13 protein-coding genes, 1 rRNA gene, 1 riboswitch and 1 other annotated feature (1 of these 16 cut by a window edge) are annotated in these 14,292 nt (G+C 57.2%); of the genes, 7 read left to right on the top strand and 7 right to left on the bottom strand.

Going from position 1 to position 14,292, the window contains the following annotated elements:
* Window positions 1-321, bottom strand: a sequence feature (23S ribosomal RNA rRNA prediction is too short) (it extends 47 nt beyond the left edge of the window).
* Between the two features lie 243 nt (window positions 322-564).
* Window positions 565-2,104: ribosomal RNA gene (locus tag L362_RS03555) — 16S ribosomal RNA — on the bottom strand.
* Window positions 2,105-2,665: 561 nt separating this feature from the next.
* Between L362_RS03555 and purH the strand changes: the two genes are divergently transcribed.
* The gene (gene purH, locus L362_RS03560; protein WP_023345246.1) at window positions 2,666-4,255 is read left to right on the top strand and encodes a bifunctional phosphoribosylaminoimidazolecarboxamide formyltransferase/IMP cyclohydrolase; all 1,590 of its coding nucleotides are present in this window, start codon (window positions 2,666-2,668) and stop codon (window positions 4,253-4,255) included.
* Window positions 4,256-4,270: 15 nt separating this feature from the next.
* On the top strand, window positions 4,271-5,563 hold the full coding sequence (purD, locus tag L362_RS03565; protein WP_023345245.1) for a phosphoribosylamine--glycine ligase: 1,293 nt from the start codon (window positions 4,271-4,273) through the stop codon (window positions 5,561-5,563).
* Window positions 5,564-5,653: 90 nt separating this feature from the next.
* Here the strand turns inward: purD and L362_RS03570 are convergent, their stop codons facing one another.
* The 6 genes from L362_RS03570 to nudC all read right to left on the bottom strand — a co-directional run bounded on the left by L362_RS03570 (window position 5,654) and on the right by nudC (window position 10,006).
* Window positions 5,654-6,346 (bottom strand): DUF1481 domain-containing protein, encoded by a 693-nt coding sequence (locus tag L362_RS03570; protein ID WP_023345244.1) that lies wholly within the window; start codon window positions 6,344-6,346, stop codon window positions 5,654-5,656.
* An 11-nt stretch (window positions 6,347-6,357) separates the two neighbouring features.
* Window positions 6,358-6,630, bottom strand: a complete 273-nt coding sequence (gene hupA / locus L362_RS03575; protein WP_002445246.1) for a nucleoid-associated protein HU-alpha — start codon at window positions 6,628-6,630, stop codon at window positions 6,358-6,360.
* Window positions 6,631-6,816: 186 nt separating this feature from the next.
* Complete coding sequence (locus tag L362_RS03580) at window positions 6,817-7,407, bottom strand: YjaG family protein (RefSeq protein ID WP_023345243.1); 591 nt, start codon at window positions 7,405-7,407, stop codon at window positions 6,817-6,819.
* Between the two features lie 41 nt (window positions 7,408-7,448).
* Window positions 7,449-8,120, bottom strand: coding sequence for a deoxyribonuclease V (gene nfi / locus L362_RS03585; protein ID WP_021242964.1), 672 nt, complete (start codon window positions 8,118-8,120; stop codon window positions 7,449-7,451).
* A gap of 9 nt (window positions 8,121-8,129) precedes the next feature.
* The gene (gene hemE / locus L362_RS03590; protein ID WP_008503466.1) at window positions 8,130-9,194 is read right to left on the bottom strand and encodes a uroporphyrinogen decarboxylase; all 1,065 of its coding nucleotides are present in this window, start codon (window positions 9,192-9,194) and stop codon (window positions 8,130-8,132) included.
* 38 nt (window positions 9,195-9,232) lie between these two features.
* Complete coding sequence (nudC, locus tag L362_RS03595; RefSeq protein ID WP_008503465.1) at window positions 9,233-10,006, bottom strand: NAD(+) diphosphatase; 774 nt, start codon at window positions 10,004-10,006, stop codon at window positions 9,233-9,235.
* A 95-nt stretch (window positions 10,007-10,101) separates the two neighbouring features.
* Here nudC and L362_RS03600 point away from each other — a divergent pair, with 95 nt between their 5' ends.
* The 5 genes from L362_RS03600 to thiS all read left to right on the top strand — a co-directional run bounded on the left by L362_RS03600 (window position 10,102) and on the right by thiS (window position 14,292).
* The gene (locus tag L362_RS03600; RefSeq protein WP_008503464.1) at window positions 10,102-10,587 is read left to right on the top strand and encodes an Rsd/AlgQ family anti-sigma factor; all 486 of its coding nucleotides are present in this window, start codon (window positions 10,102-10,104) and stop codon (window positions 10,585-10,587) included.
* A gap of 54 nt (window positions 10,588-10,641) precedes the next feature.
* Window positions 10,642-10,750, top strand: a riboswitch (TPP riboswitch).
* A gap of 79 nt (window positions 10,751-10,829) precedes the next feature.
* Entirely contained in the window at window positions 10,830-12,725 is a 1,896-nt protein-coding gene (gene thiC, locus L362_RS03605; protein ID WP_023345242.1) for a phosphomethylpyrimidine synthase ThiC, read from the top strand.
* Window positions 12,725-13,360 carry a thiamine phosphate synthase gene (thiE, locus tag L362_RS03610; protein WP_021242961.1) on the top strand — a complete coding sequence of 212 codons (636 nt, stop codon included), beginning with the start codon at window positions 12,725-12,727 and terminating at the stop codon, window positions 13,358-13,360. The genes thiC and thiE overlap by 1 nt, the downstream gene beginning before the upstream one ends.
* Window positions 13,353-14,108, top strand: coding sequence for a HesA/MoeB/ThiF family protein (locus L362_RS03615; RefSeq protein ID WP_008503461.1), 756 nt, complete (start codon window positions 13,353-13,355; stop codon window positions 14,106-14,108). The genes thiE and L362_RS03615 overlap by 8 nt, the downstream gene beginning before the upstream one ends.
* The gene (thiS, locus tag L362_RS03620) at window positions 14,092-14,292 is read left to right on the top strand and encodes a sulfur carrier protein ThiS (protein WP_008503460.1); all 201 of its coding nucleotides are present in this window, start codon (window positions 14,092-14,094) and stop codon (window positions 14,290-14,292) included. Before L362_RS03615 ends, thiS begins: the two co-directional genes overlap by 17 nt.

Below are 14,292 nucleotides of genomic sequence, written 5' to 3'. Positions count from 1 at the left end.
CGAGTTCACAACCTGTGTGCTTTCGTGTACGGGACTGTCACCCTGTACCGTGCGACTTTCCAGACGCTTCCACTAACACACAAGCTGATTCAGACTCTGGGCTGCTCCCCGTTCGCTCGCCGCTACTGGGGGAATCTCGGTTGATTTCTTTTCCTCGGGGTACTTAGATGTTTCAGTTCCCCCGGTTCGCCTCGTTAACCTATGTATTCAGTTAACGATAGTGTGTCGGAACACACTGGGTTTCCCCATTCGGACATCGCCGGGTCAAAGGTTCATATCACCTCGCCGGCGCTTTTCGCAGATTAGCACGTCCTTCATCGCCTCTGACTGCCAGGGCATCCACCGTGTACGCTTAGTCGCTTAACCTCACAACCCGAAGATGTTTCACTTCTGATTGCGAAAATTTGAGAGACTCGAACACACCATTAAGATGTGTCGTTTCAATTTTCAGCTTGATCCAGATTTTTAAAGAGCAAAACTTCTTAATGCACTCAAAAGTACATTCAGAAGTTCATCATTCATCAGACAATCTGTGTGAGCACTACAAAGGCAGGTTCTTTAAGGTAAGGAGGTGATCCAACCGCAGGTTCCCCTACGGTTACCTTGTTACGACTTCACCCCAGTCATGAATCACAAAGTGGTAAGCGCCCTCCCGAAGGTTAAGCTACCTACTTCTTTTGCAACCCACTCCCATGGTGTGACGGGCGGTGTGTACAAGGCCCGGGAACGTATTCACCGTAGCATTCTGATCTACGATTACTAGCGATTCCGACTTCATGGAGTCGAGTTGCAGACTCCAATCCGGACTACGACGCACTTTATGAGGTCCGCTTGCTCTCGCGAGGTCGCTTCTCTTTGTATGCGCCATTGTAGCACGTGTGTAGCCCTACTCGTAAGGGCCATGATGACTTGACGTCATCCCCACCTTCCTCCAGTTTATCACTGGCAGTCTCCTTTGAGTTCCCGGCCGAACCGCTGGCAACAAAGGATAAGGGTTGCGCTCGTTGCGGGACTTAACCCAACATTTCACAACACGAGCTGACGACAGCCATGCAGCACCTGTCTCAGAGTTCCCGAAGGCACCAATCCATCTCTGGAAAGTTCTCTGGATGTCAAGAGTAGGTAAGGTTCTTCGCGTTGCATCGAATTAAACCACATGCTCCACCGCTTGTGCGGGCCCCCGTCAATTCATTTGAGTTTTAACCTTGCGGCCGTACTCCCCAGGCGGTCGACTTAACGCGTTAGCTCCGGAAGCCACGCCTCAAGGGCACAACCTCCAAGTCGACATCGTTTACGGCGTGGACTACCAGGGTATCTAATCCTGTTTGCTCCCCACGCTTTCGCACCTGAGCGTCAGTCTTTGTCCAGGGGGCCGCCTTCGCCACCGGTATTCCTCCAGATCTCTACGCATTTCACCGCTACACCTGGAATTCTACCCCCCTCTACAAGACTCTAGCCTGCCAGTTTCGAATGCAGTTCCCAGGTTGAGCCCGGGGATTTCACATCCGACTTGACAGACCGCCTGCGTGCGCTTTACGCCCAGTAATTCCGATTAACGCTTGCACCCTCCGTATTACCGCGGCTGCTGGCACGGAGTTAGCCGGTGCTTCTTCTGCGGGTAACGTCAATCGCTGAGGTTATTAACCTCAACGCCTTCCTCCCCGCTGAAAGTACTTTACAACCCGAAGGCCTTCTTCATACACGCGGCATGGCTGCATCAGGCTTGCGCCCATTGTGCAATATTCCCCACTGCTGCCTCCCGTAGGAGTCTGGACCGTGTCTCAGTTCCAGTGTGGCTGGTCATCCTCTCAGACCAGCTAGGGATCGTCGCCTAGGTGAGCCGTTACCCCACCTACTAGCTAATCCCATCTGGGCACATCTGATGGCAAGAGGCCCGAAGGTCCCCCTCTTTGGTCTTGCGACGTTATGCGGTATTAGCTACCGTTTCCAGTAGTTATCCCCCTCCATCAGGCAGTTTCCCAGACATTACTCACCCGTCCGCCGCTCGTCACCCAGGAGCAAGCTCCCTGTGTTACCGCTCGACTTGCATGTGTTAGGCCTGCCGCCAGCGTTCAATCTGAGCCATGATCAAACTCTTCAATTTAAGTTTGATGCTCGTGAATTAAACTTCGTAATGAATTACGTATGTTCACTCAGAGACTTGGTATTCATTTTTCGTCCGAGGACGTTAAGAATCCATGTCACTTTGAGTGCCCACACAGATTGTCTGATAAATTGTTAAAGAGCAGTGCAACGCGGCTTTCGCTCACCGTTGCGAGGTGGTGTATATTACGCTTTCCTCTTTCAGAGTCAACCCGTTATTTCAGGATTTTTTCTCTTCAACCGAACCGCTTGTTGTGTGAAGTGATTCACATCCGCCGTGTCGATGGAGGCGCATTATAGGGAGTTCTCCGCAGGCCGCAACCGCTAAATGACAGAAAAATGATTGACTGCTGCATTCCACAGCAAAACCCCGCCTTATACCTTTTTACGCACAGACTTATCCACAATGATACGAAAAAGTGAAAATGTGCGAGCGTTGCGCAAACGTTTTCGTTAAAATGCTCGCGCTTTACAAGGATGCCTCGTCAGGTGTGTTAGATGAGTTTTTCACAGGAAAATTCATCTAACGCTCTCTGTAATCGTGAAATCCAGGGGATTTACCATGCAACAACGTCGTCCAGTCCGCCGCGCTCTGCTCAGTGTTTCTGATAAAGCCGGTATCGTCGAATTCGCTCAGGCACTTTCTGCACGCGGTGTAGAGCTGCTTTCCACAGGTGGAACCGCTCGCCTGTTAGCAGATAAAGGTCTGCCGGTAACCGAAGTGTCCGATTACACCGGTTTCCCGGAAATGATGGATGGACGCGTCAAAACCCTGCACCCGAAAGTCCACGGCGGTATTCTGGGCCGTCGCGGCCAGGACGACGCCATTATGGAACAGCACGACATCGCGCCTATCGACATGGTTGTCGTTAATCTCTACCCCTTTGCCCAGACCGTTGCCCGCGAAGGCTGCTCTCTGGAAGATGCCGTAGAGAATATTGATATCGGCGGCCCGACCATGGTGCGCTCTGCGGCCAAGAACCATAAAGATGTCGCCATCGTGGTCAAGAGCAGCGATTACACCACCATTATTAATGAGATGGACGCCAACGATGGGTCGCTGACCCTGGAAACGCGATTCGACCTCGCCATCAAAGCCTTCGAACACACCGCCGCGTACGACAGCATGATCGCCAACTACTTCGGTAGCCTGGTGCCGGCTTACCACGGTGAAAGCAAAGATCCTTCAGGCCGCTTCCCGCGCACCCTGAATCTGAACTTCATTAAGAAGCAGGATATGCGCTACGGCGAGAACAGCCACCAGCAGGCGGCCTTCTATATAGAAGAAGAGGTAAAAGAAGCTTCTGTCGCTACCGCACAGCAGGTTCAGGGCAAAGCGCTCTCCTATAACAACATTGCTGACACCGACGCCGCGCTGGAATGCGTGAAAGAATTCAGCGAGCCGGCCTGTGTTATCGTCAAGCATGCGAACCCATGTGGCGTTGCCGTGAGCACCTCCATTCTGGACGCCTATGACCGCGCCTACAAAACCGACCCGACCTCCGCGTTCGGCGGCATTATCGCCTTCAACCGCGAGCTGGATGCCGAAACCGCACAGGCCATCATCTCCCGCCAGTTTGTCGAAGTGATCATCGCGCCATCGGCCTCCGAAGAAGCGCTGAAAATCACCGCGGCAAAACAGAACGTGCGTGTACTGGTTTGCGGCCAGTGGGCGGAACGCGTGCCGGGCCTGGACTTCAAGCGCGTGAACGGCGGCCTGCTGGTTCAGGACCGCGATCTGGGTATGGTGACAGAAGCCGACCTGCGCGTGGTGACCAAACGTCAGCCGACCGAACAGGAGCTGCGTGACGCGCTGTTCTGCTGGAAGGTGGCGAAGTTCGTCAAATCCAACGCCATCGTCTACGCGAAAGAGAACATGACCATCGGGATAGGCGCAGGCCAGATGAGCCGCGTTTACTCTGCGAAAATCGCGGGTATTAAAGCAGGCGATGAAGGCCTGGAAGTCAAAGGCTCCGCCATGGCCTCTGACGCCTTCTTCCCGTTCCGTGACGGCATCGATGCCGCAGCCGCTGTCGGCATCACCTGCGTGATCCAGCCTGGCGGTTCAATCCGCGATGACGAAGTGATTGCCGCTGCCGACGAACACGGCATTGCGATGATCTTCACCGACATGCGTCACTTCCGCCATTAATTCCCGGAGCAGAAAATGAAAGTATTAGTGATTGGTAACGGCGGACGCGAGCACGCGCTGGCGTGGAAAGCGGCCCAGTCTCCGCTGGTTAAAACGGTCTTCGTGGCACCGGGCAACGCCGGTACCGCACTGGAACCCGCGCTGCAGAACGTGGCTATCGGCGTGACCGACATTCCGGCGCTGTTAAGCTTTGCTCAGCAGGAGAAAATCGACCTGACCATCGTCGGCCCTGAAGCGCCGCTGGTGATTGGCGTGGTGGATGCGTTCCGCGCAGCGGGCCTGAAAATCTTTGGCCCAACGGAAGGCGCCGCGCAGCTGGAAGGCTCCAAGGCCTTCACCAAAGATTTCCTCGCGCGTCATAACATCCCGACGGCGGAATATCAGAATTTCACTGAAGTGGAGCCTGCTCTGGCCTGGTTACGTGAGAAGGGCGCGCCGATTGTTATCAAGGCCGACGGTCTGGCCGCGGGTAAAGGCGTGATCGTCGCGATGACGCTCGAAGAAGCCGAAGCCGCGGTTCAGGATATGCTGGCAGGTAACGCCTTTGGCGATGCGGGCCACCGCATCGTGATTGAAGAGTTCCTCGACGGTGAAGAGGCGAGCTTTATCGTCATGGTCGACGGCGAGCACGTTCTGCCGATGGCCACCAGCCAGGATCACAAGCGTGTGGGCAATGGCGACACGGGGCCTAATACCGGAGGGATGGGCGCTTACTCCCCTGCGCCGGTCGTGACTGACGACGTCCACCAGCGCACCATGGATCGCATCATCTGGCCTACCGTGAAGGGGATGGCGGCAGAAGGCAATACCTACACCGGTTTCCTTTATGCAGGCCTGATGATCGACAAGCAGGGTAACCCTAAGGTCATCGAATTCAACTGCCGCTTTGGCGATCCAGAAACCCAGCCCATCATGCTGCGCATGAAATCCGATCTGGTGGAGCTGTGCCTGGCTGCCTGCGATGGCAAGCTGGACGAGAAAACCTCCGAGTGGGACGAGCGTGCGTCTCTCGGCGTGGTGATTGCTGCGGGCGGTTATCCGGGCAACTACAGCACCGGTGATGAGATCCACGGTCTGCCGCTGGAAGAGATTGACGGTGCGAAAGTGTTCCACGCCGGTACGAAGCTGGCTGAGGACGATCGCGTTCTGACCAACGGCGGACGCGTGCTGTGTGCGACCGCGCTGGGCCATACCGTGGCAGAAGCACAGAAGCGCGCCTATGCGCTGATGGCGGATATTCACTGGAACGGTAGCTTTAGCCGTCAGGATATCGGCTATCGCGCGATTGCGCGTGAGCAGGGGAAGTAATTCCTCCTCGCCCTCACCCTCTCCCACAGGGAGAGGGAATCGTTCGTAGGCCGGATAAGCGTTAGCGCCATCCGGCTTAATCCACAGAACTCAAAAACTCTTCTCTGTCGGCTGCCAGGTGCAGAAATCTTCGTTCGCCACCAATAGCAATTGAGAGCCTTCCGGCGCCTCAAGCCACGCCACGCTCACTTCCATTGATGAATGACGCTGACGGCGTTGAATGTGTTCGGTCGCCCAGGATTCAAGCTCAGGCTTCACCGTTTGCCCTTCGCAGGTGGTTACCGTTCCATCGTTATGCCAGCGCCCCTGGCGCAGCACAACGCGTCCCAGACGAAGCGCATCGCTGGTCTGGCGGATTTGTTCGGCACGGTAACGGTAGAGGGCGATTTGGTCGCTGGAAAGCTGCTGTTTTTGACCGCTGACTTCACGCTGCATAAAGCTCAGCTCGCCATGGTCGTCAAAACGCACTTTCACGTGTTCGGGGGTCTTGCTGTAGACGTTCAGCTCAATCAGCGAGAGGTCATCTCCCTGCCAGCGATATTCTGCCGTCGACGTATTGCCGCTATGCCACGGGCTGAAGGCAGACAACAGATGAACTTCATTGCCGGAATCTTTACGCCAGATCCTGACCGCGCCCTGGTTGTCAGCGTAGCCGCTGGCGGTAAACGGCGGCAGAGTGGTGTCGTGACTACAGGCTGACAGCAGCAGCGCACCTGCCAGCGCGAGCGTTCCGCGCCAGAAAGACAAAAGGGGCGTTGCCGCCCCTTCGCTAAAACTGTTCACTGCCACGCGTCTTACTTAACTGCGTCTTTCAGTGCTTTACCAGAAACAAATGCCGGCACGTTCGCTGCGGCGATTTTGATTTCTTTACCGGTCTGCGGGTTGCGGCCAGTACGCTCAGCGCGGTGGTTCACTTTGAAGGTACCGAAACCAACCAGTTGTACAGCATCGCCTTCTTTCAGAGACTCAGTAATAGCAGCCAGGGTAGATTCCAGAGCAGCTTTAGCCTGCACTTTAGACAGATCAGCCTTGTCCGCAATTACATCAATCAGTTGAGTCTTGTTCATAAGTTATCCTTTCAATGTGTTTATCGCTTGCTAAGCATCGAGTGCGACGAAAATGCCAAAAAAGCACTCTCCTGCATACACGCACCGATAGCCACTTTTTTTCGCCCCCCAAATGTAGACCAGACAAGGGTCGAAAGGGAAGAGTCGAGGAGCGACAAAACGGGCGTTATCTCAAGTTTTCTTATCTCATTGGTTAAAAATTATACCAATATTACTCTCACCGGCCTCACGTAAGTCCACGCGCAGCCCTTTTATCAGCTCAATGTCGCGTTCTTCACACTCTGCCAGCAGGCGGAAAATCTCCCACTGGATATCCCATTCTTGCTCAACGGCCGGATTTGCACGCAGCTCTTCGTCGGTCATCTCGCGACCTTCCTGGGTCATTTCCAGCATCGCCACGGTGGTGATAGAGGCCTTACTGACTTCGATAGCGTGCTCCAGCGTCTCACCGCTCAGGCGGGAGTGGAGCAATTCGCTTAACGCCACACAGGCATCAATTGCCGGGTAGACGCCGTACAGGTCAAAATCATCCGCCACCGGGATCGCCTCTTCCAGCTTTTCGAGCTGAGAGTCGAAATTCACCTTCGCGTCTTTCACCGTCAGCGTTTCCCAGATCAGATCCAGAATGCGGCGGTAGATATGGCCATCACCAAAGCCGGTCTGCTTGCAGAACGCGGCATAGTTGGGATACATGCGCTCGCACAGGCAAGCCATAAAGGTGACGTGCTGCCAGCTTTCCAGCTTTTCAAGGCGCAGGTGAATCGGGTTTTGTAGCATGATGATCTCTCGAATCGAAAATTAGGCGCAGTTTACCTGAATCATCGCTGAATTTCCTGCCAACGAACAAAAGCCGGACGCGAAGAGGCCACCGCGTCAGCCCAGCGCGTCGGCTCCGGTAAACGGTAGCCCTTCATGCAGCGCTGTACCCACGCCAGAGCACTGTCCATGCTCACCCGATGGCCGGTGGCGATGAACAGCGGATTACAGCGAGCCTTGCTGCGCCAGACCCACGCCAGCTGCTCGCCCTTATGGATGAGCGGCGCCAGCGCACCCGGCTCGGCGGAGAGTGGCTCAAACGCCCCGCACAGGCGTTTCTTGGCAACGCCAATGGTCGGCACATCCACCAGCAGCCCAAAGTGGCTGGCAACGCCTAAACGGCGCGGGTGTGAGATACCGTGCCCATCGACAAAAAGCAGGTCAGGTTTTTGCGAAAGCTGCTCCCACGCTGCCAGCAGCGCGGGATATTCGCGGAAGGAGAGAAAGCCCGGAATGTACGGCATGGTGGTGGCAATACGCGCGACCTTGTACTCCACCAGCTCGAGCGAAGGGTATTTCAGGACCACCATCGCCGCTCGCGTCACGTCCCCACCCTGCTCAAACCCGACGTCGGCTCCGCCAATGTACTGCGGAGGATCCTTATCCAGACGATCCTCGCGGATCACCGATGAGGCCAGTTCGATTTGTTGAGCGCGTAGCGACGCGAGATCCATAACTACTCCTTACTTGTGATACTGGGCAGAAAGCCGATGCACCGCCTCCACAAATACGCCTGCGTGCTCTGGCGGCACATCCTGATGAATACCGTGGCCGAGGTTAAAGACGTGGCCTTCCCCCTGGCCGAAACCAGACAGTATAGTCGACACTTCTTCTTCAATGCGGGCAGGCGGCGCATAGAGCATGGACGGGTCCATATTGCCCTGAAGCGCTACTTTGTCGCCCACGCGGCGGCGGGCATCAGCGATATCGGTAGTCCAGTCGAGACCCAGGGCGTCACAGCCGGTTGCCGCCATGGCTTCCAGCCACTGACCGCCACCTTTGGTGAACAGCGTGACCGGCACGCGGCGGCCTTCGTTTTCGCGCAGCAGGCCGTCAACGATTTTATGCATGTAATACAGGGAGAACTGTTGATAATCACGCCCGGTCAGCACGCCGCCCCAGGTATCGAAAATCATCACCGACTGCGCACCGGCTTTAATCTGCGCGTTGAGGTAGAGCGTGACGCTCTTCGCGAGCTTGTCGAGCAGCGCATGCAGAGCCAGCGGCTCGGCGTACATCATCTTTTTAATCAGGGTGAAGGCTTTGCTGCTGCCCCCTTCCACCATGTAGGTCGCCAGCGTCCACGGGCTGCCGGAGAAGCCAATCAGCGGCACTTCACCTTTCAGCTCGCGGCGAATGGTGCGCACGGCGTTCATCACGTAGCCCAGCTCGCCTTCCGGATCGGGGATCGGCAGTTTGTCCACGTCGGCTTTGCTTCTGATCGGAGAGGTAAAACGCGGGCCTTCACCGGTTTCGAAGTACAGGCCAAGGCCCATCGCATCCGGAATGGTCAGAATATCCGAGAAGAGGATCGCCGCATCCAGCGGGAAGCGGCGCAGCGGCTGGAGCGTCACTTCACAGGCCAGCTCGGCGTTTTTGCACAGCGACATAAAATCGCCCGCCTGCGCGCGCGTGGCTTTGTACTCTGGCAGATAGCGTCCCGCCTGGCGCATCATCCACACCGGGGTGACATCAACGGGCTGGCGCAGCAGCGCACGCAGATAACGATCGTTCTTCAGTTCGGTCATTTTTGCAGTTCCTTAAGCGTCATGGCCTCAGTGTAACACTACTCATACTCGGCCCGACACATCGCTACGGTATCTTCTATCAGCCGACGCGCCACGGTACCCGGTGGGGGGAGCAGCGGTAGATCGTCATAGCGATACCAGTTCGCATCCAGCAGCTCTTTCTGATCGATAACGATCTCGCCGCTGTCATAGTCGGCCATAAAGGCCGTCATCAGCGACTGCGGGAACGGCCACGGCTGGGAGGTGACGTAGCGCAGGTTCTTCACTTTGATTCCGCTCTCTTCCATCACTTCGCGCGCCACTGCCTGCTCCAGCGTTTCGCCCACTTCGACGAACCCGGCCAGCACGGTATGAATGCCGTTGCGATGGCGGGTATGCTGTGCAAGCAAAATAGAGTCATCCCGACGGATAGCGACGATAATGCACGGCGCAATTTGTGGGTAATAACGTTCGCGGCAGTGGCTGCAGAGCATCGCCCACTCGGTTTTACTCGGGTGCATGGTATGGCCGCAATAGCCGCAGTATTTGTGCGAGCGGTAAAACTCCGCCAGCTGCACGCCCCGCCCCGCCAGCTGGAACAGGCCTACGTCCAGATCCAACACCTGGCGAACGGATCCCATATCCTGACGACGCGATTGTTGGATCAACCACACGGGTTCACCCTGCCACTCGCCGATCTTCAGCGCAGGCTGGCCCACGAGATCGAACGTTTCCGCCGCACCGTAGGGCAGCTCTCCACCGGGCAACCATAATTTTTGTTCGTGACTGACGATCCACCAACCCAGATCTGATTTTTCAATAATACGATCCATATCTATTGCACTACCTTCGCTTCACTGACATGTTGTTAGCATTGTGGTTACATTCTGGATGAGCAGATTCAATCCTACACTTTGCGGAGTCGACCATGTTAAACCAGCTAGAAAGCCTGACTGAGCGCGTTAGAGGAAGTAACAAACTGGTGGATCGCTGGCTACATGTGCGCAAGCATCTACTCGTGGCTTATTACAATCTGGTCGGTCTTAAGCCTGGCAAAGAATCGTTTATGCGGCTGAATGAAAAAGCGCTGGATGATTTTTGTCAGAGCCTGGTCGACTATCTGTCCGACGGCCATTTCAATATTTATGAACGCATTATCCGCGAAATGGAAGGGACAACGCCGTATTTAGCGGCCAGCAAACTTTGTCCGCTGCTGGAAGCCAACACCCAGCAGATCATGGATTACTACGATTCCACGCTTGAGAACGCCATCGATCACGATAACTATCTTGAGTTCCAGCAGGCGCTTTCCGACCTTGGCGAAGCGCTGGAAGAGCGATTCACGCTGGAAGATAAGCTGATTAGCCTCGTCCTGGACGCCAGCCCCGAAGATAACATCGCGCGCCCGGCTTGAGTTCTTAATCGTTAACGAGTAATTTACAACCATTCGCCCCTCTCACGAGGGGGATTTTTCTTGTCGGAGTGCCCAGAGCGAAAGCCGGGCTGAGACCGTTAATTCGGGATCCGCGGAACCTGATCAGGCTAATACCTGCGAAGGGAACAAGAGTCACACTGCTGTTGTATCGCCCCCCGGGCGATCCTCTCTTGCTTCATCCGTCGTCTGACAAGCCATGTCCTTCACTTTTGGAATGAGCTATGTCTACTGCAAAACTGACCCGCCGCGAACAGCGTGCACAGGCCCAACACTTCATCGACACCCTGGAAGGCACCGCTTTCCCGAACTCGAAACGCATCTACATTTCCGGCTCGCAGGTCGATATCCGCGTCCCGATGCGTGAAATCCGGCTCAGCCCGACGCTCATCGGCGGCAGCAAAGAGAATCCGCAGTATGAAGACAACGAAGCCGTGCCGGTGTATGACACCTCCGGCCCGTACGGCGATCCTGATGTTGCTATCAACGTTCAGCAGGGTCTGGCAAAGCTGCGCCAGCCGTGGATAGAGGCGCGTAACGACTGCGAAGAACTGAGCGTACGCAGTTCTGCGTACACCAAAGAACGCCTGGCCGACGACGGTCTGGACGCGCTGCGCTTTACCGGCCTGCTGACGCCAAAACGTGCCAAAGCGGGCAAATGCGTGACCCAGCTGCACTACGCCCGCCAGGGGATCGTCACGCCGGAGATGGAGTTCATCGCCATCCGCGAGAACATGGGCCGCGAGCGTATCCGCAGCGAAGTGCTGCGCTACCAACACCCAGGCGAAGGCTTTGGCGCGCGCCTGCCGGAGAACATCACGCCGGAGTTTGTGCGTAACGAAGTGGCCGCTGGCCGCGCGATCATCCCTGCCAACATTAACCACCCGGAATCCGAGCCGATGATTATCGGCCGCAACTTTCTGGTGAAGGTCAACGCTAACATCGGTAACTCGGCCGTCACCTCCTCCATCGAAGAAGAGGTTGAAAAGCTTGTCTGGTCAACGCGCTGGGGCGCGGACACGGTAATGGATCTCTCCACCGGCCGCTATATTCACGAAACCCGCGAGTGGATCCTGCGTAACAGCCCGGTTCCGATTGGCACCGTCCCGATTTATCAGGCACTGGAGAAGGTCAACGGCATCGCCGAAAACCTTACCTGGGAAGCGTTCCGCGACACGCTGCTGGAGCAGGCGGAACAGGGCGTGGACTACTTCACCATTCACGCGGGCGTGCTGCTGCGCTACGTGCCGATGACCGCGAAGCGTCTGACCGGCATCGTCTCGCGCGGCGGTTCGATCATGGCGAAGTGGTGCCTCTCCCATCACCAGGAGAACTTCCTCTACGAACACTTCCGCGAGATCTGCGAAATCTGCGCCGCGTACGATGTCTCTCTGTCGCTGGGCGACGGCCTGCGCCCGGGCTCCATCCGCGATGCTAACGACGAAGCACAGTTTGCCGAGCTGCACACGCTGGGCGAGCTGACCAAAATCGCCTGGGAGTATGACGTGCAGGTGATGATTGAAGGCCCGGGACACGTGCCGATGCAGATGATCCGCCGCAACATGACCGAAGAGCTGGAGCACTGCCACGAAGCGCCGTTCTACACGCTGGGGCCACTGACCACCGACATCGCGCCGGGCTATGACCACTTCACGTCAGGCATTGGCGCGGCGATGATCGGCTGGTTCGGCTGCGCCATGCTCTGCTACGTGACGCCGAAAGAGCACCTCGGCCTGCCTAACAAAGAGGACGTGAAGCAGGGGCTGATCACCTACAAAATTGCCGCCCACGCGGCGGATCTGGCCAAAGGCCACCCGGGCGCGCAAATCCGTGATAACGCCATGTCGAAGGCGCGCTTTGAATTCCGCTGGGAAGACCAGTTCAACCTGGCGCTGGATCCGTTCACCGCCCGCGCCTACCACGACGAAACCCTGCCGCAGGAATCGGGCAAAGTCGCGCACTTCTGCTCCATGTGTGGGCCGAAGTTCTGCTCGATGAAGATCAGCCAGGAGGTGCGCGACTACGCCGCCGCGCAAACCATTGAAGTGGGTATGGCGGACATGTCCGAAGCCTTCCGCGCCAAAGGCGGCGAAATCTACCTCAAAAAAGAGGAGGCGTAATGTACCAGCCCGATTTCCCACCCGTTCCCTACCGTTTAGGGCTCTATCCGGTGGTGGACAGCGTGGCGTGGATAGCGCGCCTGCTGGAGGCAGGCGTTCGCACCCTCCAGCTGCGCATCAAGGATAAACGCGATGAGGAGGTGGAAGCCGATGTGGTTGCCGCCATTGCGCTGGGGCGTCGGTATAACGCCCGCCTGTTTATCAATGACTACTGGCGGCTGGCCGTTAAGCACCGGGCGTACGGCGTGCATCTGGGTCAGGAGGACCTGGAAACAACGGATCTGAGCGCAATCCGTGACGCCGGGTTACGTCTTGGCGTGTCAACACACGATGACATGGAGATCGACGTGGCCCTGGCGGCCCGTCCCTCTTACATCGCGCTCGGTCACGTCTTCCCGACGCAAACCAAGCAGATGCCCTCCGCTCCGCAGGGTCTGACGCAACTGGCGGGTCACGTTAAACGCCTTGCCGACTACCCCACCGTCGCCATCGGCGGAATCAGCCTGGAACGCGCCCCGGCAGTGCTGGAGACCGGCGTGGGCAGCATCGCCGTCGTCAGCGCCATCACCCAGGCCGCAGACTGGCAGGCCGCCACCGAACAGCTGTTACAGCTGGCAGGAGCAGGCGATGAATGATCGCGACTTTATGCGCTACAGCCGTCAGATCCTGCTGGAGGATATCGCCATCGACGGGCAGCAAAAACTGCTCGCCAGCCGGGTGCTGATTGTTGGCCTGGGGGGATTAGGCGCACCCGCCGCGCTCTATCTGGCAGGCGCGGGTATCGGCACGCTGGTGCTGGCCGACGACGACGAGGTCCACCTCAGCAACCTGCAGCGACAAATCCTCTTTACCACCGAGGATATCAACCAGCCGAAAGCGCAGATCACCCGGCAGCGGCTGCATCAGCTTAACCCGGATATCGAACTGATTGCCCTACAGGAGCGGCTTGGCGGTGAAAGCCTGCACCGTGAAGTCGCCCTTGCCGACGTGGTGCTGGACTGTACCGACAACATGGCGACGCGCCAGGCGATCAACGCCGCCTGCGTGGCAAATCATACGCCGCTTATCACCGCCAGCGCGGTGGGGTTCGGCGGGCAAATGATGGTTCTGACGCCACCGTGGACGCAGGGCTGCTATCGCTGCCTGTGGCCGGACGATGCCGAGCCGACGCGCAACTGCCGTACGGCGGGCATTCTGGGTCCGGTGGTCGGCGTGATGGGCACGATGCAGGCGCTGGAGGCCATCAAGCTGCTCAGCGGCATGGAGACGGAACGCAATACGCTGCGGCTGTTTGATGCCCGCTCCAGCGGCTGGCGTCATCTGGCGCTGCATCGCGCCAGCCACTGCCCGGTGTGCGGAGGCCGCGATGCGCATTCTGTTTAACGATGAGCCGATGAGCTGCGACGACGGGCTCACCGTTGCCGCACTGCTCGACAAGCTGCGTCAGCTCAAGCCGGGAACGGCGCTGGCGCTCAATCAACAGATCCTGCCGCGCGAGCAGTGGGAACATCAGCAGGTCAATGACGGCGACCAGATCCTGCTGTTTCAGGTTATCGCAGGGGGCTGA

Source organism: Enterobacter sp. MGH 16 (genome assembly GCF_000493175.1).
GTDB lineage: Bacteria > Pseudomonadota > Gammaproteobacteria > Enterobacterales > Enterobacteriaceae > Enterobacter > Enterobacter roggenkampii.
Note: the sequence above shows the minus strand (reverse complement) of the source record. Positions and strands in the feature narration are given on the sequence as shown.